Origin of the sequence: Sphingopyxis lindanitolerans (genome assembly GCF_002993885.1) — a bacterium.
GTDB lineage: Bacteria > Pseudomonadota > Alphaproteobacteria > Sphingomonadales > Sphingomonadaceae > Sphingopyxis > Sphingopyxis lindanitolerans.
The window spans coordinates 313,251-336,715 of the sequence record NZ_CM009578.1 but is presented as its reverse complement, the minus strand read 5'-3'; the positions used below and the strand labels follow the sequence as shown (position 1 = coordinate 336,715).

The 23,465-nt window shown below is 66.5% G+C and carries 19 protein-coding genes; 13 read left to right on the top strand and 6 right to left on the bottom strand.

Annotation, left to right across the window (positions count from 1 at the left end; all coding sequences use genetic code 11):
• Both CVO77_RS01660 and CVO77_RS01655 read left to right on the top strand, forming a co-directional pair.
• Entirely contained in the window at positions 1 to 744 is a 744-nt protein-coding gene (locus CVO77_RS01660) for a 3'(2'),5'-bisphosphate nucleotidase CysQ (protein ID WP_105997600.1), read from the top strand.
• Positions 745 to 854: 110 nt separating this feature from the next.
• Complete coding sequence (locus tag CVO77_RS01655; RefSeq protein WP_105997599.1) at positions 855 to 1,991, top strand: zinc-binding dehydrogenase; 1,137 nt, start codon at positions 855 to 857, stop codon at positions 1,989 to 1,991.
• A 356-nt stretch (positions 1,992 to 2,347) separates the two neighbouring features.
• On the opposite strand, the gene CVO77_RS01650 is transcribed toward CVO77_RS01655, so the two are convergent.
• Positions 2,348 to 3,226 (bottom strand): alpha/beta hydrolase family protein, encoded by an 879-nt coding sequence (locus CVO77_RS01650; protein WP_242446064.1) that lies wholly within the window; start codon positions 3,224 to 3,226, stop codon positions 2,348 to 2,350.
• A 2-nt stretch (positions 3,227 to 3,228) separates the two neighbouring features.
• The gene (locus CVO77_RS01645; protein ID WP_192878853.1) at positions 3,229 to 3,996 is read right to left on the bottom strand and encodes a crotonase/enoyl-CoA hydratase family protein; all 768 of its coding nucleotides are present in this window, start codon (positions 3,994 to 3,996) and stop codon (positions 3,229 to 3,231) included.
• A 263-nt stretch (positions 3,997 to 4,259) separates the two neighbouring features.
• On the opposite strand from CVO77_RS01645, the gene CVO77_RS01640 reads away from it, so the two are divergent.
• Positions 4,260 to 4,442, top strand: coding sequence for a DUF465 domain-containing protein (locus CVO77_RS01640; protein ID WP_105997597.1), 183 nt, complete (start codon positions 4,260 to 4,262; stop codon positions 4,440 to 4,442).
• 37 nt (positions 4,443 to 4,479) lie between these two features.
• Here CVO77_RS01640 and CVO77_RS01635 read toward each other — a convergent pair whose 3' ends face one another.
• Both CVO77_RS01635 and CVO77_RS01630 read right to left on the bottom strand, forming a co-directional pair.
• Entirely contained in the window at positions 4,480 to 4,779 is a 300-nt protein-coding gene (locus tag CVO77_RS01635; protein ID WP_105997596.1) for a WYL domain-containing protein, read from the bottom strand.
• A 267-nt stretch (positions 4,780 to 5,046) separates the two neighbouring features.
• Positions 5,047 to 6,639 (bottom strand): isocitrate lyase, encoded by a 1,593-nt coding sequence (locus CVO77_RS01630; protein WP_105997595.1) that lies wholly within the window; start codon positions 6,637 to 6,639, stop codon positions 5,047 to 5,049.
• A gap of 140 nt (positions 6,640 to 6,779) precedes the next feature.
• Between CVO77_RS01630 and CVO77_RS01625 the strand changes: the two genes are divergently transcribed.
• From CVO77_RS01625 to CVO77_RS01600, 6 genes are all read left to right on the top strand, one after another.
• On the top strand, positions 6,780 to 8,168 hold the full coding sequence (locus CVO77_RS01625) for a helix-turn-helix domain-containing protein (RefSeq protein WP_105997594.1): 1,389 nt from the start codon (positions 6,780 to 6,782) through the stop codon (positions 8,166 to 8,168).
• A 227-nt stretch (positions 8,169 to 8,395) separates the two neighbouring features.
• Positions 8,396 to 9,214: a hypothetical protein gene (locus tag CVO77_RS01620; RefSeq protein ID WP_105997593.1), complete on the top strand. Its 819-nt coding sequence runs from the start codon at positions 8,396 to 8,398 to the stop codon at positions 9,212 to 9,214.
• Between the two features lie 712 nt (positions 9,215 to 9,926).
• A complete protein-coding gene (locus CVO77_RS01615) occupies positions 9,927 to 11,315 on the top strand; it encodes a TIGR03013 family XrtA/PEP-CTERM system glycosyltransferase (RefSeq protein WP_105997592.1) in 1,389 nt (462 codons plus the stop codon).
• Between the two features lie 2 nt (positions 11,316 to 11,317).
• On the top strand, positions 11,318 to 13,438 hold the full coding sequence (gene prsK / locus CVO77_RS01610; RefSeq protein ID WP_242446063.1) for an XrtA/PEP-CTERM system histidine kinase PrsK: 2,121 nt from the start codon (positions 11,318 to 11,320) through the stop codon (positions 13,436 to 13,438).
• A 1-nt stretch (position 13,439) separates the two neighbouring features.
• Complete coding sequence (prsR, locus tag CVO77_RS01605) at positions 13,440 to 14,816, top strand: PEP-CTERM-box response regulator transcription factor (protein ID WP_105997590.1); 1,377 nt, start codon at positions 13,440 to 13,442, stop codon at positions 14,814 to 14,816.
• Entirely contained in the window at positions 14,817 to 16,664 is a 1,848-nt protein-coding gene (locus CVO77_RS01600; protein ID WP_105997589.1) for a tetratricopeptide repeat protein, read from the top strand.
• Positions 16,665 to 16,873: 209 nt separating this feature from the next.
• Here CVO77_RS01600 and CVO77_RS01595 read toward each other — a convergent pair whose 3' ends face one another.
• The gene (locus CVO77_RS01595; RefSeq protein ID WP_105997588.1) at positions 16,874 to 17,221 is read right to left on the bottom strand and encodes a GntR family transcriptional regulator; all 348 of its coding nucleotides are present in this window, start codon (positions 17,219 to 17,221) and stop codon (positions 16,874 to 16,876) included.
• 70 nt (positions 17,222 to 17,291) lie between these two features.
• Positions 17,292 to 17,885: a nitroreductase family protein gene (locus CVO77_RS01590; RefSeq protein ID WP_105997587.1), complete on the bottom strand. Its 594-nt coding sequence runs from the start codon at positions 17,883 to 17,885 to the stop codon at positions 17,292 to 17,294.
• Positions 17,886 to 18,102: 217 nt separating this feature from the next.
• Between CVO77_RS01590 and CVO77_RS01585 the strand changes: the two genes are divergently transcribed.
• Genes CVO77_RS01585 through CVO77_RS01570 form a run of 4 tightly spaced genes read left to right on the top strand, consistent with a single transcriptional unit; the run spans position 18,103 to position 23,200 of the window.
• Positions 18,103 to 19,749, top strand: coding sequence for a peptide MFS transporter (locus CVO77_RS01585; RefSeq protein ID WP_105997586.1), 1,647 nt, complete (start codon positions 18,103 to 18,105; stop codon positions 19,747 to 19,749).
• 3 nt (positions 19,750 to 19,752) lie between these two features.
• The gene (locus CVO77_RS01580) at positions 19,753 to 21,171 is read left to right on the top strand and encodes an amidohydrolase (protein ID WP_242446062.1); all 1,419 of its coding nucleotides are present in this window, start codon (positions 19,753 to 19,755) and stop codon (positions 21,169 to 21,171) included.
• On the top strand, positions 21,168 to 22,469 hold the full coding sequence (locus tag CVO77_RS01575) for an amidohydrolase family protein (RefSeq protein WP_105997585.1): 1,302 nt from the start codon (positions 21,168 to 21,170) through the stop codon (positions 22,467 to 22,469). Before CVO77_RS01580 ends, CVO77_RS01575 begins: the two co-directional genes overlap by 4 nt.
• A gap of 29 nt (positions 22,470 to 22,498) precedes the next feature.
• On the top strand, positions 22,499 to 23,200 hold the full coding sequence (locus CVO77_RS01570) for an NnrU family protein (RefSeq protein WP_105997584.1): 702 nt from the start codon (positions 22,499 to 22,501) through the stop codon (positions 23,198 to 23,200).
• Positions 23,201 to 23,465 lie beyond the last annotated feature (265 nt).

Here is a 23,465-nt window from a genome sequence, read left to right as displayed (position 1 = left end):
ATGACCGAAACCGACGATCATCTGGCCGAACGGCTCGCGACTGCGGCGGGTGCGATCCTGCTCGACCTGCGCGCCGGCGGTCTCGACGGAAAGGCGCTCGGCAAGGCGGGCGATGAGGCCGCGAACGCGCTGCTGTGCCGCGAACTTCGCGCCGCACGCCCCGATGACGCGCTCCTGTCCGAAGAGGAAAAGGACAATGTGTCGCGATGTGCTGAGCGCCGCGTGTGGATCGTCGATCCGCTCGACGGCACACGCGAATATGGCGAAGGCCGCGACGATTGGGCGGTGCATGTCGCGCTGGCGGTCGATGGCGCCGCGACGGTCGGCGCGGTCGCGCTGCCGGCGCTGGGCGTTACCCTGACCTCTGCCGACCCGGTCCCGCGTGGCCCCGCCAACGCACCGCTCCGCATGCTCGTCAGCCGCACCCGCCCCGCCGCCGAGGCGATCCATGTCGCCGAACGGCTCGGCGCCGACCTTGTCCCCATGGGCTCGGCAGGCGCGAAGGCGATGGCGGTGGTGCGCGGCGAGGCCGATATCTATCTTCACACCGGCGGCCAATATGAATGGGACAATTGCGCCCCCGTCGCGGTGGCGCAGGCGGCGGGCCTGCATGTCAGCCGCGTGGACGGTTCGCCGCTGCGGTATAATAACAGCAACCCCTATCTCCCCGATCTCCTCATCTGCCGGAAGGAGCTTGCTGGAGAGGTGCTGCGGTTTGCGGCGGAATATGCGCCCCTTCCATAATCGTCATCCCGGTCTTCGCCGGGATGACGAAGAGTATGAGAGGCCATTGCAACCGTCGCCGTCGCACCCTAATCCGTTGCATCGAAAAACCGAACAACGGGAGACGCGCGATGACCGACTTGCCTGAAACCAACACCGTCATGGTGACGCTGGTGAAGCCCGAAGGGCAGCTCGAAGTCTTTTTCGAGCGCCGCCCGATGCCCGAACCCAAGCCGCACGAAGTGGTGGCGAAGGTGCTGACGACACCGATCAACCCCTCCGATCTCGGCCTGTTGTTCGGCGGCGCCGACATGACCACCGCGCGCGCCGGGACGCGCGACGGCCTGCCGATGATCACCGCCGACGTGCCCCCCGCGGGGATGCGCGCGATGGGCGGGCGGATCGGCGATGCGCTCGCGATCGGCAACGAAGGCTGCGGCGTCGTCGTCAAGGCCGGGGACTCGCCCGAGGCGCAGGCGCTGCTCGGCAAGACCGTCGCGCTGCTCGGCGGCGAGATGTACGCCGAATATCGCTGCCTTCCCGTGCAGATGGTCATGCCGCTGCCCGACGGCACCGACCCGGTCGACGGCGCATCCTGCTTCGTCAATCCGCTCACCAGCCTCGCCTTTACCGAGACGATGCGGATGGAAAATCACAACGCGATCGTCCACACCGCCGCGGCATCGAACCTAGGCCAGATGCTCGTCAAGATTTGCGCAAAGGACGGCATTCCGCTCGTCAACATCGTGCGCAGCGACGCGCAGGTTGCGATATTGAAGAGCCTCGGCGCGCAGCATATCGTCAACAGCAGCGCGGATGATTTCATGGACCGGCTGATCGATGCGATCACGGAAACCGGCGCAACGCTGGGTTTCGATGCGATCGGCGGCGGCAAGCTGGCCGGGCAGATATTGGCGGCGATGGAGGTGGCGGCGGTGAAGCGCATGACCACCTACAGCCGCTATGGCTCGGACACGTTCAAGCAGGTCTATATTTATGGCGGGCTCGACGTTGGCCCGACGATCCTCAACCGCAGCTTTGGCCTGACCTGGTCGCTTTCGGGCTTCCTGCTCACGCCCTTCATGGCGAAGGCGGGGATGGAGACGGTCGGCCGCATGCGCCAGCGCGTCGTCGACGAGCTGACCACGACCTTCAAGAGCCACTACAGCCACGAAACCTCGCTGACCGGGGCGCTCGATGTCGCTACTGCGCAGGCCTATAATGCAAAGCGGACCGGCGAGAAATATCTGATCCGCCCGCATGGGTAGCCGCTACGTCTGCCAACGACCGTAAGGCGACATCTCCATTCTCGTCACCCTGAACTTGTTTCAGGGTCCATGGCCGGACGTCTCCTTCAGCGCGGCGCTGGACGAGAACTCAGGCCATGGATGCTGAAACAAGTTCAGCATGACGAGGTTTAAAGACTGCAATCGACTGATTGCGGACGGCTGCTCTCCCCTCCCGCAGGCGGGAGGGGTTGGGGATGGGCAGCGGCGTCGCAATGGCCCACCCCGCTGCGGCTAGCGAACAAGTTCGCAAGTCTCGCTGCCCCTCCCGCTTGCGGGAGGGGACATCAGCGCCATCCTTCAACGGCCGCTTTCCACCCCAAAACAGACATCCGGCTCTACGCAGCAGGCTTCAACCCCGCCAACCACCGCAGGATTTCGCTCTCCAGCCGGATGCGCGCATCGGACCAGCTATGGTCGGTCGCAACGTGCAGCGTCTTGAGCTTGGTGCCGCCCTCCGCCTTGATCGCTCCGCTCAGCGTATCGCTCATCGATGCGAAGCCGTCGTCGGAGGTCAGCACGAACAAATTGGTGTCGAGGAGTTGCGGCGCGGCCTTGACGAAGTCGAAGCGGTCCTTGTTGGCGATGATCTCGTCCGCCATGATTTCGGGACTGGTACCCGCGAGCGCTTCGAGGCCGTTGGCGCGAAGCAGCGCCGCCGCCGACGCGCGCGGCAGCCCGCCAAGCGCGCCCATATTGCCCGATGAGATCATCGCGGCGCCGAGCAGATGCTTGTCGTGCGCCGCGGTCAGCGCCGCGACCCAGCCGCCCATGCTGTGGCCGATGACAACTAGCCGCGCCGGGTCGATCCGCAGTTTGGCCGCGTTGGCGGGATCGCGCGCGAAGGCGAGCACCGCGTCGGCATCGTCGAGATTGCCCGCGAAGCGATAGTCGCCGGGGCTGCCCCACGAACCGCGATAGTTGAAGGTGATGACCGTCCACCCCGCGCGGCGGATCGCCTGCGCGAGGTCGAGATTCTTCTCAAGTCCCGGCAAGCCGTGGCACAGAACCACGGTCGGATGCGGCCCGGCGCCCGCCGCGACATAGACGACGCCGTTGATTTCCACCCCCTCGCTGGGAATATGGACGACCTCCATCGCCGCCGGATACACCTTGTCGGGCGCCGGATCGGTGTAGATGGCGGCCGGAATGTCGGATACTTGCGCATGGCCCACAGCGGGCAGGGCAAGCAGCGCCGCGGCGATCCATAGCTTCATCGTCATTCCCCCTTGAAGGCGGCGAAACTGCCGCCGCGTCCTGCACCATCGGTAAAGCGTCTGGCGCCCGCCGCCGCGCCTTCGCGGAGCGGCGCTACCCCGGCGTGCGCTTCGTGCACCAGCGCGCCCTCGATGTCGAAATCCCATTGGCGATAGGTGCTGAGGCGGTCGCTGTTCATGCAGATTTGCGGGAAGGCCGCGATCTGCTTTGCCAGGTCGATCGCGGCCGCCAGCGCGCCGCCATCGGCGACGACCCGGTCGGCGAGGCCGATGCGCAGCGCCTCGTCGGCGGCGACGGGACGGCCGGTCAGGATCATGTCCATCGCGCGGCCCTGTCCGACGATGCGCGGCAGACGCACCGTCCCGCCGTCGATCAGCGGCACGCCCCAGCGGCGGCAATAGACGCCGAACACCGCGCTTGTCGCTGCGACGCGCAGGTCGCACCATAATGCGAGTTCGAGCCCGCCCGCGACTGCATGCCCTTCCACCGCCGCGATCACCGGTTTGCCCAGCAGCATCCGCGTCGGCCCCATCGGGCCGGGGCCGTCGGGGTCGTAGCGCGACGCGCCGACCGCGCCGAGATCGAAGCCTGCGCAGAAATGCCCCGCGCTGCCGGTCAGGATCGCGACGCGCGCATCGGCGTCGTTCGCGAAGGCGGTGAACGCATTGCGCAGCGCAGCGGCGGTGGCGGGGTCGACCGCGCCCCGCTTTTCGGGCCGGTCGATGGTGACGATCGTCACTGGGCCGTCGCGGTCGATCAATATTGTCATGCGCACTCTCCCCGCTTCGGCCATCCGATGGCTTTCCGGGCTAGCACGACGCACGGGCCGGGGGCAAAGGGTTGAAACGCTCCGCACCCGATCCTAGATCATGGATATGCGGGCCGGGCCCCTCTGGCGTCGGCGGAAGAAATTCCGCCACGTGATGTCGGACCGCATCGGGTGACACCGATGCTTGCGGCCTACCTCCCCCCTCAATCGCGGGTCGTGGCGTCGGCGTCACCTGCTTGATTCTTCAATCAGGAGGCCCTTTTATGACACTCAATCCCCGATTTTACCGACTGACCGAATGGCATCGCCGGATCGACGATGCGCTGCGTCGCGAGAGGCGCCGCCGCAGTAGCGATCCGTTCCGGCTGCTGCGATTGAAGTCGCTGAAACTCGCGATCCGGAAACGGCTGGCAAGCCTGTCGCGCCAGCCCGCGCTCGCGCTCTGAGGCAACAAGGCGAGGGGCGGGCGGCGACGCCCGCCTCTTACACCGCCATCAGCAGGATATCGTCGTCGCGCGGCGCGGCCGCTTCGAACGAGGGAAGCGGTTCGAACTCCTCGTCTTCGAGTTCAGGGGCGCTCAGGCCATCGAGCTTGAAATGACCGAGTCGGCGCTCATTGTCGGAGCGCCAGTTCTTGCCGAGATTCAATGCGCTGACGAACAGTGCGCCGTGGCGCTCGAACAGTTGGTGGGGGGCAAGCGTCATGCGCGTCCCGTTGTACTGCGCGGTAATCCGGCGACGGCGAGCGATCGCTTCCATCAGTTTCAGCCGGTTGTCACTCATCTTGAAATCGCCTTGGGGAGGTTTTGTGCGTTGCAACATAATGCACCGGCACGGGCAGCGGGGCAAGGGAAAAACTAGTCATGCGTCCAACTTTTCCTTTCCGCCGCCTCGATAAAAATGTCCGCCGGAGGCCTTGCGGCTTCCGACGGACAGGCTTTCCTCCCCAGGAAAGCTCGGGAGGCGCGGGGGTTCGTGCAAGGCACCCCACGCCAAACTGGGTGGCGCGAGGGGGTGCAACGGGCCCCTCGCGCCGAACTTGTCCGGCCCTTAGGCCGCGAACTGGTTCATGGTGTTGTCCTTGCCCGCGGCCTTGAGGGCCGCTTCGCCGGCGAAATATTCCTTGTGGTCGTCGCCGATGTCGCTGCCCGACATATTCTGGTGCTTCACGCAGGCGATGCCCTGGCGGATTTCGGCGCGCTGGACGCCCTTGACGTAACCCAGCATCGCCTCTTCGCCGAAATATTCCTTGGCGAGATTGTCGGTCGACAGCGCCGCGGTGTGATAGGTCGGCAGAGTGATGAGGTGGTGGAAAATCCCCGCCCGCTTCGCCGCGTCGCGCTGGAAGCTGCGGATGCGGTCGTCGGCCTCGTCACCGAGTTCGGTGCCGTCATAATCGACGTTCATCAGCCGGTCGCGATCATAGGCGCTGACGTCCTTGCCGTCCTTCACCCACGCATCATACACCTGCTGACGGAAGTTCAGCGTCCAGTTGAAGCTCGGTGAATTATTATAGGCGAGCTTCGCGTTGGGGACGACTTCGCGGATGCGGTCGACCATGCCGGCGATCTGGTCGATATGCGGCTTTTCGGTTTCGATCCAGAGCAGGTCGGCGCCGTTCTGAAGGCTCGCGATGCAGTCCATGACGCAGCGATCCTCGCCCGTTCCGGCGCGGAACTGATAGAGGTTCGAGGGCAGCCGCTTCGGGCGCACCAGCTTGCCGTCGCGGTTGATCAGGACGTCGCCGGGGTTGCCCGCGCCGTCGACCTCTTCGCAATCGAGGAAGCTGTTATACTGGTCGCCGAGGTCGCCGGGTTCCTTCGAAACGGCGATCTGCTTGGTCAGGCCCGCGCCGAGGCTGTCGGTGCGGGTGACGATGATGCCGTCCTCGACGCCGAGTTCCATGAAGGCGTAGCGGCAGGCGCGGATTTTCGCGATGAAATCCTCGTGCGGCACGGTGACCTTGCCGTCCTGGTGGCCGCACTGCTTTTCGTCCGACACCTGGTTTTCGATCTGGAGCGCGCAGGCGCCGGCCTCGATCATCTTTTTGGCGAGCAGATAGGTCGCCTCGGCGTTGCCGAAGCCCGCGTCGATGTCGGCGATGATCGGCACGACATGGGTTTCGTGATTGTCGATCGCGGCCTGCACCTGCTTGGCCTTGAGTTCGTCGCCATCGGCGCGCGCGGCGTCGAGGTCGCGGAACAGTCCGCCGAGTTCGCGGGCGTCGGCCTGGCGCAGGAAGGTATAGATTTCCTCGATCAGCGCCGGAACGCTGGTCTTTTCGTGCATCGACTGGTCGGGAAGCGGCCCGAATTCGCTGCGCAGCGCGGCGACCATCCAGCCCGAGAGATAGATGTAGCGGCCCTTGACGGTCCCGAAATGCTTTTTGATCGAGATCATCTTCTGCTGCGCGATGAAGCCGTGCCAGCAGCCGAGCGACTGGGTGTAGTTCGCGGGGTCGGCGTCATAGGCGGCCATGTCGGCGCGCATGATGCGTGCGGTGTAGCGGGCGATGTCGAGGCCGGTGCGGAATTTGTTCTGGGCGCGCATGCGGGCGATGCTTTCGCCGCTGATGCCGTCCCAGGTGCCGTCATAGTCGCGGATGAGGCGGCCTGCCTGTGCCATGTCTTCCTGGTAGCCCATCGTTCGGTTCCTTGTGGAATGAGGTGATGGACGGAAGTTGGCGAAAGTGCCGCGCAAAGGGAAAGGCTTTGTCAATAATATTTGTGAAATATGCCGATAAGGTGTAAATTGACATGTAAATCAGTAAAGAAAGTTACAACATGGTGGAGCGGCGAGTGTTTGCGGGGCCGGCGGTGCGCAAGGCGCGGCGCGAGGCGGGGATGACGCAGGCGGCGATGGCCGAGGCGCTCGATATTTCGCCGAGCTATCTCAACCTGATCGAGCATGGGCAGCGGCCGCTCTCCGCGACGGTGATCGTGCGGCTGGCCGAGCGCTTCGGCTTCGACGCCGCGAAGCTGGGTGCCGACGAATTGCCCGGCGGGCTCGCGGGGCTGCGGCGGCGGCTTGCCGATCCGCGCTTCGCCGACCTTGGCATCGGCGCGCACGAGGTCGAGGAGTGGGTGCAGACCGCGCCCGCGACCGCGGCGGCCTTTGCGCGGCTGTTCGATGCGGCGCCCGAAGGACGCGCGGAAGTGGCAGGCGACGCGCCCGAAGTTGCCGCCGTGCGCCGCGCGATCGAGAAATGGCGCAACCATTTCCCCGACCTCGACGCGCGCGCCGAGGAACTCGCCGACGAACTGCGCCTCGCGGGCGGCGATCTTTATGGCACGATTTCAGAGCGTTTGCGCACGCGGCACCAGCTTGGCATCCGCATATTGCCGAGCGACGTGATGCCCGACCGGCTGCGCTGGCTCGACTGGCACGCGCGGCAACTTATGCTGAGCGAACTGCTCCGTCCCGCCTCGCGCACCTTCCAGGCGGCAGCCACCCTCGCGCAGATCGAGGCGAAGGGCGAGATCGACGCGCTCGTCGCCGGGGCCGAATTTGCCGAGAGCGCCGCCGCGCGATTGTTCGAGCGCCATTTGATCCAATATTTCGCCGCCGCGCTGATGATGCCCTACAGCCGCTTCCTGCGCGCCTGCGATGCGACGGGCTATGATTTGCTGCTGCTCCAGCGCCGTTTCGGCGCGGGCTATGAACAGGTCGCGCACCGGCTGACGACGCTCCAGCGCGTCGGCGCGCGCGGGCTGCCCTTTTTCATGTTGCGGATCGACCGCGCGGGGCAGGGGTCGAAGCGCTATGCCGGGGCGAGCCAGTCGCCGCTGGTCGACGGCGACGCGCGCTGCCCCTTGTGGGGCGTGCACGAGGCGTTCGCGCGTCCGGGCGAAGTCGTCGCCGACCTCGTCGAGCTGGAGGACGGGTCGCGCTGGTTCAGCCAGGCGCGATCGGTCGCGGCGCCCGGCGCGACGGGAAGCGGCACGCCCGCCCGCTTCGTGGTCTGCATCGGGGTCGATGCGAAAGTCGCGGCGCCGTTGATCGCGGCGCGCGGGATCGACCTGATGCGCTCCTTCGCGACGCCGGTCGGGCTCGGCTGTCGGCGCTGCACCCGCACCGGCTGCATCCAGCGCTCGATGCCCCCGCTGGGCCGTCCGCTGCGCTTTCGGGAGGGTGAGCGCGGGGTCAGCGCATTCGACTTCGCGGGGGATTAGGGCTGTTCCATGACGGGTGGAATGGGCCCTGGGGTTGCTGGAAGGGCGGTTTTGGGGTGGGAAGCGGCCGTTGGATTCTTCCGACTGGAGCAAAAGGAACAGCGCGAAGCGCTTACGTAGGAGGGTCACACCCGCACGGTCGCTGTCACCCAATTCGCTGATCTGTAGGTTGTCTTATAGATATCAAGACCCGATAGCGGGCTCCTTGGCGCCGAGGAGGAAAAACCATGCTGACTTTCATCGTCTTGTTGGCAGCGGCAACCGAACCAGTTTCAGATGATCCCGGAATGAATGCTATCCCAATCGATTATACCACAGTGGGGCCAGCGGACATTCAGATACCCGTCAGCGCTTCAGTCCGCGCGGAAACATGGGACCATTTCATCATAAAACCTTCCGAACCGCACCGCGTACGGGTCGCCTGCATCGTACTTACCGAAGTCGGAGTGCCGGGCGCCTGCGTTCCAGAGTCGTTTATCGCGCCGGGGAAGAAGACGATCGATTGGGTGGCGGCTCGCAGCGCTTATGAAAAGGCCTTTCCGTCGGATGACCCGGCCGAGGCCGCCCTTTATTTCGCTGCATCGCAGCGAATGAATGCGGTGCGGGTCACACCTCGTCCCGACAGCAAAAGCATGTTCGCTATCCGTATTTTCGAGGAGACAATATCGCCGACTGATGCGCGCCCGCCATTTACGCCCGGGGAATCACTGGGCACGCTGCAGGTAACGATTACGCGGCCGCCGGACGGTCGCCTGATGGGGATGCTTTATCCGACTCTCGCCCTGCGCAATTCCGTTGAGGCGGAGATACGCATGACCTGTCGGATCGAGGCGGATTTCAGCCTGCTTTGCCGCGACCCGGGCCAAATTGCGCTCCGACCCGCCGATGCCGGCGATCAGACGGCTGACTTGATCGAGGATTTCCGCTTTTCGACCTACCAACTCGCCTCGACGATGCGCTTAGGTCCCAAGACAATAGATGGGCGTGACGCCGTAGGTCGTGATCTCAGGATCCGGATCGCCTGGAAATTGCCGAGCGCCGACTGAACCGGTTCGGACCCGTCGCCCCTAACTGCGTCTCCATAGATCTGTCTCCTTGGCGAGTCCGGCACAAGTTCTTCGTTGCTCACCATCGCCTTATCTGTGCCGGCCCTGCTCTTGAAATCAGCCAAAGCCGACGCGGCAGCGTCCGCAATCGGTCGAAACCTGGCATATCGAGAAATTCGCGCAGAGGCGCAGAGATCGCGGAGGAAAGACATTTGTTCACGCGGAGACGCGGAGGCGCGGAGAGGATGGGGCCGAAAGGCCCTTTTCTGTTGCACCGTCCGCTGCAACGCGAGGTCGCAGGGAAGGCCGCTTCGCGGCAAATAGCTTCTCTCCGCGTCTCCGCGTCTCCGCGTGAACCTGGTCCCTCTGCGATCTCTGCGCCTCTGCGCGAATCTGGATCAAAGCCGCTTTGCGGCCACGGCAGCAATCGGTCGAAACCGGCCCTCCGACCTTTGTCATCGCGGCCTCCCTTCGTCATCCCGGGCTTGACCCGGGATTCCGCTTTTTCGACGCATCGACCGCTTTATCCCCGATAGCGGGACCCCCGATCAAGTCCGGGGTGACGAGGGAGAGTAGGCCGCCTTTCGCTATCGCACCCCCTTCCGCCGCTTGACCGCCGGGCGTTGCCCGATAGGGAGAAGGCGAGTGTAAAATTAACCGACAGTTGACGCCTCGGCGCTAGAATCGGCGCTCGAAAGGGCCAAGCTTTTCGATGTTCCGTCTGTTCAAACATTATGTGCCGCATGCCGTGGTCTGGCTGGCGCTCGTCGAATTCATCGCGCTGCTCGGTTCGGCCGAGGCGGCCTGGCATATCTATGCGCATTTCGCGGGCTTCGACGCCGGCCCGCTTGCGGCGCGCTGGACGCGGCTCGCGACCTTTGCGCTGTCCAATTCACTGGCGATGATGGCGACCGGAATGTACGGCAGCGAGGCCCTGCGATCGATGAAGTTCGCGACCGCGCGGCTGCTGGCCGCGATCTCGCTCGGCGTGATCTTCCTCTCGGTCGTCGGCTTCCTCCTCCCCAATGCGACGCTGTGGCGCGTCAACAGCCTTTACGCGATGGGGCTGGCGATCGCGGCGCTGTTCGTGATCCGACTGGCGCTGACCCAGGCGGCGGGCGCCGAAGCGTTCAAGCGGCGTATCCTGGTGCTTGGCGCCGGCAAGCGCGCCGCGCGGCTGCGGGCGCTCGCCGAAGCGCCGGGCAGCAGCCTCGCCATCGCGGGGTTCGTCGCCATGTCGGGCAGCGAGCGCGCGGTTCAGGACGCGATCCCGCGCGAGGCGCTCGCCAATCTGTCGGACCATGTCGTCGCGCTCGGCGTCGGCGAGGTGGTGCTGGCGATGGAGGAACGCCGCGGCGCGCTGCCGCTGGCCGACCTGCTTCGCGTCAAGACGACCGGGGTGCATGTCAATGATATCGCGAGCTTTATCGAGCGCGAGACGGGGCGCGTCGACCTGGCGACGACCAATCCCAGCGCGCTGATCTTTTCGGACGGCTTTTCGGCGGGGCAGCGCATCTCGCGCGTCGCCAAGCGCTTGTTCGACATCGTCGCGAGCCTGCTGGTGCTCGTCGTCGGATTGCCGCTGATCCTGATCGGCGGGCTGGCGGTGCTGTGCGACAGCCGGGGGCCAATCTTTTATCGCCAGTCGCGCGTCGGCCTGTATGGCGAACCCTATGACATAGTGAAGATCCGATCGATGCGCCCCGACGCCGAAGCGGCGGGCAAGGCGGTGTGGGCGAGCGAGAACGACCCGCGCGTCACCCGCGTCGGTCATGTCATCCGCAAGCTGAGGATCGACGAACTGCCGCAGCTCTGGTGCGTGCTCAAGGGCGAGATGAGCATCGTCGGTCCGCGCCCCGAGCGGCCGAGCTTCGTCGAGGAATTGACGCGCGAGCTGCCCTATTATGCCGAGCGGCACATGGTGAAGCCGGGGCTGACCGGCTGGGCGCAGATCAATTACCCCTATGGCGCGTCGATCGAGGATGCGCGGGTGAAGCTGGAATATGATCTTTATTATGCCAAGAATTATTCGCCCTTCCTCGACCTGCTGATCCTGCTCCAGACGGTGCGCGTCGTGCTGTGGCCCGAGGGCGCGCGCTGACGGTGGCGACGCTGGGCGCCCTGTCGCAACTGTTGTCGGCGCTGGCGCTGGCCGGTTTCGGCGGTGTTGCCTTGTGGCTGCTGACGCGGCCGCGCGCGCGCATGGCGGCGCTGATGCCCGCGCCGCACTGGCTGATCATCGCCGCGCTCGCGGGCACCATCTGGTGCGCGGCGCTCTATCGCTTCGCGCCCGGATCGTCGCAGGCGATGGTGGCGCGGTCGCTGCGCGACGTCGCGATGCTCGGCTGGCTCGCCGCGACCTTCTGGCCGGTGCATGCGCCGATGCCGGGGCCGCTGCGCCTGATCCTGCGCCTGCTCGTCACCCTCTGTGCGATCGCGCTGATCGGCGGGATCGCGGCGCATTGGCGCAGCGCGGCGGCGGGCGCGTGGCTGGGCCCGACGCTCGGCGTGTCGGGGATGATCGTCGCGACCGGCGGCTTGCTGGTCGTCGATGGCGCGGCGCGCCGGGCCGGCGTCGGCCTGCGGATGCCGTTGATGGCGGTCGCGGGCGGCTTTGCGATGCTCTGGGCCTATGAACTCAATGTCCAGTTGATCGGGGCGCTGACCGGCAAGCCTGCATCGACGCTGATCCTCCTGCTGCCCGCGGTCGCGCTGATGACGGTGCCGACCTTCGTGCTCGCGGCGATGGATGTCGGGCGCGAGCGCATCCGCCTGTCGCGCACGGTCGCGACGCGCACGCTGATCCTGATCGCCGCCGCTGCCTATCTGATCCTGATCGGGCTGGCCGGCGCGGTCGCGCGGCTGGTCGGCGGCGATTATGGCGAACTGGCGCAGGGCCTCTTTCTGATCGTCGCGCTCGGCGCGGGTGGGGTGCTGCTGCTGTCGGCGCGGACGCGCGCGTGGCTCGCGGTGATGATCTCGAAGCATTTCTTCGAGCATCGCTATGACTATCGCGCCGAATGGATGCGCTTCACCGCGACGCTGGCGCAGGGCGCCAAGGAAGATGGGGGCGAGGACGACCGCAACCTGCACCGCCGCGTCGCCAAGGCGCTCGCCGAACTGACCGGCAGTCCCGGCGCGCTGCTGATGCTGCCCGACGCGCGGGGGGCGTTCCGCGTCGCCGAACAATGGCGCTGGCCCGCCGGCGTCGAGGAAGGCGCGGCGCTGCCGCTGCGGTCGAGCTTCATGTTGCAGGAAAGCCGACATATCGTCGATCTCGACGTCGAGCGTCGCGGGGCCGCGCCCGACGGGAGCGGGCACGAGGGGGTGGATCTGGCGATTCCCGACTGGCTGCGCGCCGACATGCGCGCGTGGGTCGTGGTGCCGGTGCTGCATTTCCAGCGGATGATCGCGGTCGCGGTGCTGCACCGCCCGCCGGTGTCGCGTCCGCTCGACTGGGAGGACCTCGACGTCCTGCGCATCGCGGGGCAGCAGGCGGCAAGCTATCTCGCCGAATCGCAGAGCCTGGAGGCCCTGTCGGAGGCGAAGCGCTTCGACGAATTCAACCGCCGCTTTGCCTTCATCATGCACGACATCAAGAATCTGGCGAGCCAGCTCTCGCTGCTCGCGCGCAATGCCGAGCGACACGCCGACAAGCCCGAGTTTCGCGCCGACATGATCGGGACGCTGAAGGTGTCGGCGGGGCGATTGTCCGACCTGCTCGTCCGCCTGTCGCCGCGCGAACGGCGCGCGGCGGAGGCGGGGCGGACGCTCGTCGAGCCGCTGCTGCGCGATGTCGCGGCCGAAGTGCGGCCGCGGCGCACGATCTTCGTCGGCTGCCAGGCCGGGCTCGCGGCGTGGGGCGATGGGGCGTCGATCCGCCAGATCGTCCAGCATCTCGTCGCCAATGCGATCGATGCTTCGCCCGCCGACACGCCGGTTCAGGTCATCGCGGTCGCCGAGCACGACCGCGCGCGGATCGATGTGATCGACCAGGGCGGCGGGATGACGCGCGCCTTCATCCGCGACGAATTGTTCAAGCCGTTCGTGTCGACCAAGGAAGGCGGCTTCGGGCTCGGCGCGTTCGAGGCGCTGGGGCTGGCGCAAGCGATGGGCGGATCGATCGACGTCGCGAGCGAGCCGGAGCAGGGCAGCGCCTTCACGCTGCGCCTGCCGCTCGCCGACACGTGCGAGAACGGGCAGCGGATGGGGAAAGCGGGATAGGATGAACGAGGTGGGGACCGAAGCGCGGGCGTTGCTGGTCGTCGAGGACGATCCGGGGCTGCAGGCGCAGCTCAAATGGGCCTATGACGATTATCGCGTGCTGATCGCGGGCGACCATGACAGCGCGATCGAACTGCTGCGCGCCGAGGAGCCGGCGGTGGTGACGCTCGACCTTGGCCTGCCGCCCGACCCCGACGGGACGCGCGAAGGCTTTCGCGTGCTGAAAGCGATCCTGGCGAACAAACCCGACACCAAGGTCATCGTCGTGTCGGGCCACGGCGAACGCGCGAGCGCGCTGGCGGCGATCGCCAGCGGGGCGTGGGATTTCTATCAGAAGCCGATCGATATCGAGGAACTGGGGCTGATCGTCGCCCGCGCCTTTCACGTCCGCGACCTCGAGGTCGAGAATGCGCGGCTGGCCGAACAGGGCGCGGGCGACCATCGCGTGCTCGGCGGGATGATCACCGGCGCGCCCGAAATGGTGAAGGTCGCGCGCACGATCGAGCGCGTCGCCAACCTCGACGTCAGTGTGATGCTGCTCGGCGCGAGCGGCACCGGCAAGGAATTGCTGGCGCGCGGGCTGCACGAAACCAGCGGGCGGCGCGACGGCGCCTTTGTCGCGATCAACTGCGCCGCGATCCCCGAAAATCTGCTCGAAAGCGAATTGTTCGGGCATGAAAAGGGGGCGTTCACCGGCGCGGTCAAGATGACCGAGGGCAAGATCGAACTCGCGCATGGCGGCACGCTGTTCCTCGACGAGGTCGGCGACATTCCGTTGCCGCTCCAGGTCAAGCTGCTGCGGTTCCTACAGGAGCGGACGATCGAGCGGATCGGCGGGCGCAAGGCGATCGCGGTCGACACGCGCATCGTCTGCGCGACGCACCGCGACCTCGACGCGATGATCGCCGACGGCAGTTTCCGCGACGATCTTTATTACCGGCTGGCCGAGATGGTCGTGAAGATCCCGGCGCTTGCCGAGCGGCCGGGCGACGCGGTGCTGCTCGCCCGCCATTTCCTGCATCAATATGCGCCCGACATGAACCCCGGCGTGCGCGGTTTCGCGCCCGATGCGTTGCAGGCGATCGACGAGGGGCGCTGGCCGGGCAATGTCCGCGAACTGGAAAACCGCATCAAGCGCGCGGTGATCATGGCCGACGGCCGACTGGTGATGCGCGAGGATCTCGACCTGTCGGGGGCGGACGGCGAGGGGGACGCGAACTGGATCAACCTGCGCGCCGCGCGCGAGGCGGCCGACCGCGTCGCGATCCGCCGCGCGATGATGCAGAGCGAAGGCAATATCTCGTCGGCGGCGAAGCTGCTCGGGATCAGCCGCCCGACGCTTTACGACCTGCTCAAGCAATATCGGATGCAGGCCTGAATGACGCTGGCCCGGCCTCTGCTCGTCGCGCTGATCGCGGCGGTGGCGCTGGCCGGCTGCGGCGACGGTGCCGGCCCGCCGGGGCCGCGCCAGCAGTGGCTGGACCGCCGCGCCGACCTGCAGGCCGCGATCGCCGACGATCCGAATGCGGTGCGGCCGCGCGTCGAGCTGGCGCGCGCGCAATTGTGGCTGGGCGACGGGCTCGGCGCCGAGGCGTCGGTCAAGGCGGCGCTCGCGGCTGGCGCGAACGCCGCCTATCTGCGCCCGCTGCTTGCGCGCGCTTATGCTTTGCAAGGTGACAGTAAGCGCGCGCTCGCCGCGCTCGATGCCGGGCCGATCGCGCCCGAGATGGTCGGCGAAGCGGCGTGGGTCGCGGGCGACGTCCATCTGGCCGACGGCGACCTGGACGCGGCGCGCGCCGCCTATGACCGGGCGGTGCGCGAACGGCCGCGCGATTCGGCGCTGTGGGTCGATATCGCGCGCTTTCGCGATGCCAATGCCGACACGCTGGGCGCGCGCGATGCGGTCGATTATGCGATCGAACTCGACGGGAAGAACAGCGCGGCGCTGGCTTACAAGGCCAATCTGGTCCGCACCCAGGGCGGGCTGAACGCTTCGCTCGGCTGGTATGAAAAGGCGCTTGCCGCCGATCCCGACGACGCCGATGCGCTGATCGACCAGGCGGCGACGCTCGGCGATCTGGGCCGCTACAAGGATATGCTCGCCGCGCTGCGCCATGCCGCGACGCTCGTCCCGCGCGACCCCCGGCTCTATTATCTACAGGCGGTGCTGGCCGCGCGCGCGGGCAATTACCGGCTCGCGCGCAGCCTGCTCCAGCGCACGCGCGGCGAACTCGACGACCAGCCGGGCGTCATGCTGCTCAGCGCGATCGTCGAACTCGAACTGGGCGGCCAGGCGGTGGCGGTGAACTGGGCCGAGCGGCTGATCGCCGAGCAGCCGTATAATTTTACCGCCCGCCGCATCCTCGCGGCGGCCAATTGGGCCGACGGCGATGCCGATGCCGCAGCCGAGGTGCTGGCGCCGCTCGTCGATCGGCAGGACGCCGACAGTTGGTCGCTGCTGCTGGCGGCGCGCGCCGCGTCGGAACTGGGGCACAAGGGCGAAGCGGCCGATTATATGGCGCGCGCGGCGGCGCTGGCGCCGGGCGAGGCGGGGCCGTTCGCGGTCGACGACGACTATGGATCGCTCGCGGCGGACGCCAATGCCGCGCCGCTCGACCCGGCCAAGGCGATCCCGGCGATTTCGGCCGACATGGCGGCGGGGCATTATGACAGCGCGATCGCGCGCGCGACCCGGTTGCGCGATGCGAACCGCGGGGTCGCCGACGCGCACATCCTGCTCGGCGACGCGGCGCTCGCGGGCGGGCGCTTTGGACTGGCGGTCGAATCCTATCGCGCCGCGCGCGCGCTCGACGCGGGCGAGCGCACCACGCTGCGGCTCGCCAATGCGCTGTTCCGCGCCGGTGATCCCGCCGGGTCGGGCGCCGCGATCCTCGCCTTGCGCGACAGCCAGCCGTCGAGCATCGCCGCCGACCGGCTGGCGGGGCATCTGGCGATGGATATCGAGCATTGGGACCAGGCCGCCGCGCATTTCGAGCGGGTGCGCCGCCGCATCGGTGACCGCGACGCGGTGATCCTGCGCGATCTGGCGCGGGCCTATGCCGCAAAGGGCGACCGCGATCGCGCCTTGCCGTTGATCGCCACCGCCTATCGGTTGCAGCCGCTGAACGGTGAGATCATGCGGTTCTACGCCGATCTTCTCGATCAGCGGGGCAACCGGCAGGCGGCGCAGGATTTGCGCGACAAGGCGGAGCAGATCGGCCGGTAGGTGGGGAGGCTGGCCGCTTTGGGGAGGGCCGCCCTCTAAAATTCGTCATGCTGCACCCTTCGACAGGCTCAGGACAGGCTTGTTTCAGCATCCATGGCCTGAGCTTTCGTCCAACGCCGCGCCGAAGGAAACGGCAGGCCATGGACCCTGAAACAAGTTCAGGGTGACGAGAAAGGAAATGTCGCTCTTTGTTCGAGCCTCTGTCTCGTTCAAGCCTCGTTGAGATCGAGCAGGGTGCGTGCGTCGAGGCCGATGCGGCGCATCTGCTGGGCGACCGGGGGCCAGATGTTGGTCAGGAAATCCTCGCGCATCAGATCGCGCAGTCGCTCGGTCGCCCCCTCGGCGACGAACATGCCGACCCCGCGCTTCACCGTGACCAGCGCTTCGTCCTGAAAGGTCTGATAGGCCTTGGCGACGGTCAGCGGATTGGCGCCCTCTTCGGCGGCGAGCGAACGCACCGACGGCAGCATGTCGCCGTCGCGAAACGTGCCGTCGAGAATCGCGTTGGCGATGGTGTCGCGCAGACGCTGATACACCGGTTTGGACTGATCGAGCATGCCGCCTTAATGCCATAAGACAGCAGCACAGTCAAATCAGGATATTATGTGATCGGGCCGATGTTTGTTATTATATGTCCCAGGCGCTGACGACATCTTCATACTCCGGGCGCGGCCGTTCGGAGAGGTCGGCGCCCGCGGTGCCGATGAAGAAATAGCCGACGATTCCGTCCGTGGCTCCGTCCGCGGCGCGCACGCCGAACGCCTCGGCAACCGCCGGGCTATAGGCGGCCCAGCCGGTCAGCCAACTGCCGACGAAGCCATGCGCGTGCGCGGCGTGGAGCAGGTTCATGCCGACCGCGCCGGCCGACATCTGCTGTTCGCGCAGCGGAATTTTGCTGTCCGCGACCGGGGTCGAGATCAGCACGAGCAGGGTCGGGGCCTGATGCGCGAACTGGTCGAGCGCCGACAGGTCCATCCCCGCGGCGCCGGGGTTTTCGGCGACCCAGGCCTGCTTGAGCAATCGGGCGAAGGCGTCCCGCTGGTCGTCGGCGATCGTCACGATCCGCCACGGCGCCAGCTTGCCATGGTCGGGCGAGCGTAGCGCGAGCGCGATGATGTCGTGCAGGGTCGCGGCGTCGGGGCCGGGCGCGACCATGTCGCGTGCCTTGCCCGAGCGGCGGGTGGCGAGGTGCGAGCGGAGCGAGGAGATGTCGTTGAACATGGCGGCGCATGTGGGCGTCTTTGCACCGCGGCGCAAGTGTTGCGAGCCATTCGCAATAATTTTCGGCGGGGCGGACGTTTTTCGCGCGGCAGACAGGGCGGCCGACATGGTTTCACGCGCAATTAGATTCTTCCCTTGCGCAATTTTCGCGCTAGGTTGCCCCACATGCGCGGCGGAAAGCCGCGGTCAGAACAATCCGGGTAAGGGACGCAATCGAATGAAAGACATGGCTTTATGGGATGAAGGGGATTGGATCGCGGTCATCGCGCTCGTCGTCCTCGGGGTATTTCTCAGCATCGGCGCGCTGATCGCCGGCAGCAAGAAGCCCGAATTCGCCGGCCATCCCAAGGGCCTTTACATGCTCTTTTTCGCCGAGATGTGGGAGCGTTTCTCCTATTACGGCATGCGGGCACTGCTGATTTTCTACCTCACGCAGCATTGGCTGTTTTCGGATTCCAAATCGAACCTGATCTATGGCGCCTATACCGCGCTGGTCTATATCACCCCGGTCCTCGGCGGCTATCTGGCCGATCGGTATCTGGGGCAGCGCAAGGCGGTGCTGTTCGGCGGCGTGCTGCTCGCGCTCGGCCATTTGTTCATGGCGATCGAGGGCGACCATGGGATCACCGACGCCGCGACCAAGCAGGCCGACGGCGCGATCAACATCTTCTGGCTCGCGCTCGCGCTGATCATCGTCGGTTCGGGCTTCCTGAAGGCCAATATTTCGGTGATGGTCGGCCAGCTTTATCGCCTGACCGACCTGCGCCGCGACGCCGCTTATACGATCTTCTATATGGGGATTAACGTCGGCGCCGCGCTCGGCACCATCCTCGTCGGCTATCTGGGGCAGAAGGTCGGCTGGTCCTATGGCTTTGGCCTGGCCGGCATCGGCATGATCGCGGGCCTGATCGTCTTCGTGCTCGGCAAGAATGTCCTGCTCGGCGCCGGCGAAGCGCCCGCGCCGCTGGCGCGGCAAAAGGAGTTCGCGATCTATGGCGTCGGCCTGGCCGCAGTCGCGGTGATGTGGGCGCTCGTGCAATATCAGGGCGTCATCCAGAATTTGCTCATCATCTCGGGCCTGGGCTTGCTCGGCTATGTTCTCTACGAAAGTCTCAAGCTCGATAAGGAACCGCGCGAGCGCATGTTCGCGATCCTGTTCCTGATCGCGCTGAACCCGCTGTTCTGGGGCCTGTTCGAGCAGGCGGGCGGCAGCTTCAACCTCTATACCGACCGCTATGTCGACACCGGCGGCGTGCCCGCGTCGGTGTTCCAGTCGATCAACCCCATCTATATCATCCTGTTCGCGCCCGTCTTTGCCGCCTTGTGGCAGTGGCTGGGCAAGAAGGGGCTCGAGCCTTCGGCGCCCGCGAAATTCGCGCTGGCGCTGGCGCAGGTCGGGCTTGGTTTCCTCGTCTTTGTCTGGGGCGCGAACAGTGTCGGGCCCGAAGTCGCGACGCCGGTGCTGTTCGTCTTCCTGCTTTATATGCTCCACACGACCGGCGAGCTTTGCCTGTCGCCGGTCGGGCTGAGCGCGATGAACCGGCTGGCGCCGAGTTTCCTTGCGTCGCTGATCATGGGCGCCTGGTTCTATATGACCGCGGTCGGCAATTTCGTCGCGGGCAAGATCGGCGAGGCGACCGGCGGCGAAAGCGGCAACATGACCAAGGAAGCGACGCTCGCCATCTATTGGGAGATCGGCCTGATCACGATCGGCGTCAGCGTCGTCGTGCTGGCGCTGTCGCCGATCGTCAAGAAGTGGATGCACCTCGACACGCTGCGCGACCGCGAGGATGCGGTCGCGGGAGCGGGCGAGATCGGCGAAGCGCAGGCCGCGGGCGTCCATCCCGAAACCAGGGGAGCATAAGTCATGATCAGGGGCATGAAGAGCGGCCTGCTCGCCGCGGTATCGCTGGCGTTTGCCGGTTGTGCGGCGACGGGCGGCGAGCCGAAGGCGGCGAGCGACAAGCCCGCGACCACGGCCTCGGCCGACCAGCCGGCACGGTTCAGCAAGGATCCCTATCCCTCGACCTACAAGGGCTATCCGTCGCGGCTGACCGTGGTGAAGAACGTCACCATCTTTGACGGCGAGGGCGGGCGGATCGACAATGGGACGATCATCCTGTCGAGCGGCAAGATCCTGTCGATCGGCGGCGCCGACGTCGCGGTCCCGACCGACGCCGACGTTTATGACGGCACGGGCAAATATCTGACCCCCGGGGTGATCGACATCCACAGCCACCTCGGCGTCTATCCGAGCCCGAGTGTCGAGGGCCTTTCGGACGGCAATGAAGCGACGAGCCCGGTGACGCCGGAAGTCTGGGCAGAACATAGCGTCTGGCCGCAGGATCCGGGCTTTACCCGCGCGCTCGCCAATGGCGGCGTGACGACGCTCGAAATCCTGCCGGGCAGCGCGAACCTGATGGGCGGCCGCTCGGTCGTGCTCAAGAATGTTCCCGCGCGCACGGTGCAGGGAATGAAATTCCCCGGCGCGCCCTATGGCCTCAAGATGGCGTGCGGCGAAAATCCGAAGCGCGTCTATGGCGCCAAGGGCCGGATGCCCTCGACCCGCATGGGCAATATGGCGGTCGACCGGCAGACCTGGGCGAAGGCGGTCGCCTATAAGAAGAAGCTCGACGAGGGCAAGGCGGTCGACCGCGACCTGGCGATGGAAACGCTTGCCGGCGTGCTGGCGGGCGAGATTCGCGTCCAGAACCATTGCTATCGCGCCGACGAAATGGCGCAGGTCATCGATATGAGCCACGAATTCGGATACAAGATCGCGGCCTTTCATCACGCGGTCGAGGCCTATAAGATCGCCGACCTGCTCAAGAAGGAAGATATTTGCGTCGCGATGTGGGCCGACTGGTGGGGTTTCAAGATGGAAGCCTATGATTCGGTGCCCGAAAATATCGCGCTGGTTTACAAGGCGGGCGCCTGCACGATCGTCCATTCGGACGACGCGAACCAGATCCAGCGCCTGAACCAGGAAGCCGCCAAGGCGCTCGCCGCCGGGCGCCGGATGGGGATGGAGATCAGCGACGAGCAGGCATGGACCTGGCTCGGCATCAACCCCGCGAAGGCGATCGGCCTGGCCGACAAGATCGGCAGCCTGAAACCCGGCAAGATGGCCGATGTCGTGCTGTGGAACGGCAATCCGTTCAGCGTCTATACCCGCCCCGAAAAGGTCTGGATCGACGGCGCGCTGATGTTCGACGCGAATGATCCGAAACGGCGGCCGGTGACCGACTTCGAGCTGGGCCAGCCGGGCGAGGGAGATGTGAAATGATCCGCACGCTTCTTCTTTCCGCCGCCGCGCTGGTCGCGCTTCCCGCCGCCGCGCAGGATATCGCGATCATCAACGCGAAACTCGTCATCGGTGACGGAAGCGCGCCGATCGAGGGCGGCACCGTTATTGTGCGCGGGGGTAAGGTCGTGGCCGCCGGGCGCGGCGTCGCGGTGCCATCGAGCATCGAAAGCATCGACGCGCAGGGACATTATGTGACCCCCGGCATCGTCGCGGCGTTCAGCCGCGTCGGGCTGGTCGAGGTCGATGCGGTGGCGGGCTCCAACGATCGCTCGGCGGCCCGGTCGCGCTTTTCGGCGGGGCTCGATATCGCACCCGCGCTCAATCCGATGGGCTCGCCGGTCGCGGTGAACCGCGCCGCGGGAGTCACCCGCGCGATCGTCGCGCCGGGGGCGAGCAGCAATTTGTTCGCCGGGCAGGGCGCGGTCGTCGACCTTGCCGACGACATGGATATGGTGACCAAGCCGCGCGCGCTGCAGTTCGTCGCCTTCGGCGAGGCCGGGGCGGCGAAGGCGGGCGGCAGTCGCGCCGCGACCTTCCTGTTGTTTCGCGAACAATTGCTCGCGGCGCGCAGCTATGCCCGCAACCCCGCGACGCTCGCCGAATGGGGCAATGACGCGATGATCCAGCGCGCCGACGCCGAGGCGCTGGTGCGGGTGATCAACGGCACGACGCCGCTGTTCGTCCGCGTCGATCGCGCCGCCGACATATTGAACGTGCTCAAGCTGAAGGGCGAATTGCCGGCGCTGAAGCTCGTCCTCGTCGGCGCGACCGAAGGCTGGCTGGTCGCGCGCGAAATCGCCGCGGCGAAGGTGCCGGTGATCGTCTCGCCGCTCAGCGACCTGCCCGACAGCTTCGAGCGGCTGGGCGCGACCCAATCGAACGCCGGGCGGCTGGAGGCGGCGGGGATCGACGTATCGGTCGGCGTGTTCGACGATGATGACGCGCACAAGATGGGCTATACCACCCAATATGCGGGCAACCTCGTGGGTCTGTCGAAGCTGCCGGGCGCGAGCGGGCTGAGCTGGGACCAGGCCTTCGCCGCGATCACCAGTGCGCCGGCGCGCGCGGTCGGGATGGAGGGTAGCATCGGGTCGCTGAAACCGGGCCGTGCGGGCGACGTCGTGATCTGGGACCATGATCCGCTCGAACTTGGCAGCCGCCCGACGGCGATTTGGATCGACGGCAAAAGTCAGTCGCTGGTGACGCGGCAGGACCGCCTGCGCGACCGCTATCGGACGCCCGAAGAAGGCGCGTTGCCAAAGGCGTATGACAGGTAGAATGCCGGTTCGATAGGAGGGGTCCGTCGATGCAGCCGATTTCGCTTTTGGTCGTCACCGGCGCGCTGTTCGTCGGCACGCATTTCGCGCTGTCGCATCCGCTGCGCGACGGGCTTTCGCGCGGGCTTGGCGAGCGCGGGTTCCTGATCGTCTATTCGGTGGTCGCGATCGCGACCTTCATCCTGATGGTGCAGGCGTTTCGCGGCCTCCCGCCCGAACCGCCGCTGTGGTCGGTCGACGGCCCCTTGTGGGGTCTCGCCTCGCTCCTCGTGCTGTTCGCGAGCATCCTGTTCATGGGGTCGCTGATCGGCAACCCCGCCTTGCCCGCGCCGGGCGCGGCGGCGAGCGCGCAGGGCGCGCCGCGCGGGGTTTTCGCCATCACCCGCCACCCGATGATGTGGGGCTTCACGCTCTGGGCCTTCGCCCACGCGCTGGTGATGCCGACGCCGGGCCAGATCACGCTGTCCGCGATCATCGCCTTCCTCGCGCTCGTCGGATCAGCGGGGCAGGATGCCAAGAAGGCGCGCCTGATGGGCGACACATGGCGGCACTGGGCGGCGCGGACGAGCTTCGTGCCCTTTGCCCGGCAGATGCGCGGCACGACGCCATGGGGCGATACCATCCCGCGCGCGCACGCCTTGCTGGGCGGAATCCTGCTGTGGCTTGCCGCGACCTGGGCGCATGGGGCGCTGGGGTATATGGTCGCGGGAATCTGGCGCTGGGTGGGGTAAGAGGAACGGCACGAATAGCTCGACCAACTGCGGTTTCACGAGCTTTGCGATAAGTTCGAGCGGGCGACGGCTTTGGGGTGGGGAGTGGACGTGGGTCTCCTAGAGGAAGCCCAATAGACCGCATCCCCGAGCGAAGACGAGGGGCTCGTTCGAGCGGAGCGAGAACCGCGCGCCTCCGCTGCCTCGACTTCGCTCGGCAGAGCCCCTCGTCTTCGCTCGGGGATGCGGCTTCTATGACGGCTCGCCACGCTGATTGCGGCAACAA

What these genes read in the sequence shown, in the direction of transcription:
- CVO77_RS01660 (WP_105997600.1), top strand. Translation starts at nt 1, where the DNA reads ATGACCGAAACCGACGATCATCTGGCCGAACGGCTCGCGACTGCGGCG.
- CVO77_RS01655 (WP_105997599.1), top strand. Translation starts at nt 855, where the DNA reads ATGACCGACTTGCCTGAAACCAACACCGTCATGGTGACGCTGGTGAAG.
- CVO77_RS01650 (WP_242446064.1), bottom strand. Translation starts at nt 3,226, where the DNA reads ATGAAGCTATGGATCGCCGCGGCGCTGCTTGCCCTGCCCGCTGTGGGC.
- CVO77_RS01645 (WP_192878853.1), bottom strand. Translation starts at nt 3,996, where the DNA reads ATGACAATATTGATCGACCGCGACGGCCCAGTGACGATCGTCACCATC.
- CVO77_RS01640 (WP_105997597.1), top strand. Translation starts at nt 4,260, where the DNA reads ATGACACTCAATCCCCGATTTTACCGACTGACCGAATGGCATCGCCGG.
- CVO77_RS01635 (WP_105997596.1), bottom strand. Translation starts at nt 4,779, where the DNA reads ATGAGTGACAACCGGCTGAAACTGATGGAAGCGATCGCTCGCCGTCGC.
- CVO77_RS01630 (WP_105997595.1), bottom strand. Translation starts at nt 6,639, where the DNA reads ATGGGCTACCAGGAAGACATGGCACAGGCAGGCCGCCTCATCCGCGAC.
- CVO77_RS01625 (WP_105997594.1), top strand. Translation starts at nt 6,780, where the DNA reads ATGGTGGAGCGGCGAGTGTTTGCGGGGCCGGCGGTGCGCAAGGCGCGG.
- CVO77_RS01620 (WP_105997593.1), top strand. Translation starts at nt 8,396, where the DNA reads ATGCTGACTTTCATCGTCTTGTTGGCAGCGGCAACCGAACCAGTTTCA.
- CVO77_RS01615 (WP_105997592.1), top strand. Translation starts at nt 9,927, where the DNA reads ATGTTCCGTCTGTTCAAACATTATGTGCCGCATGCCGTGGTCTGGCTG.
- prsR (WP_105997590.1), top strand. Translation starts at nt 13,440, where the DNA reads ATGAACGAGGTGGGGACCGAAGCGCGGGCGTTGCTGGTCGTCGAGGAC.
- CVO77_RS01600 (WP_105997589.1), top strand. Translation starts at nt 14,817, where the DNA reads ATGACGCTGGCCCGGCCTCTGCTCGTCGCGCTGATCGCGGCGGTGGCG.
- CVO77_RS01595 (WP_105997588.1), bottom strand. Translation starts at nt 17,221, where the DNA reads ATGCTCGATCAGTCCAAACCGGTGTATCAGCGTCTGCGCGACACCATC.
- CVO77_RS01590 (WP_105997587.1), bottom strand. Translation starts at nt 17,885, where the DNA reads ATGTTCAACGACATCTCCTCGCTCCGCTCGCACCTCGCCACCCGCCGC.
- CVO77_RS01585 (WP_105997586.1), top strand. Translation starts at nt 18,103, where the DNA reads ATGAAAGACATGGCTTTATGGGATGAAGGGGATTGGATCGCGGTCATC.
- CVO77_RS01580 (WP_242446062.1), top strand. Translation starts at nt 19,753, where the DNA reads ATGATCAGGGGCATGAAGAGCGGCCTGCTCGCCGCGGTATCGCTGGCG.
- CVO77_RS01575 (WP_105997585.1), top strand. Translation starts at nt 21,168, where the DNA reads ATGATCCGCACGCTTCTTCTTTCCGCCGCCGCGCTGGTCGCGCTTCCC.
- CVO77_RS01570 (WP_105997584.1), top strand. Translation starts at nt 22,499, where the DNA reads ATGCAGCCGATTTCGCTTTTGGTCGTCACCGGCGCGCTGTTCGTCGGC.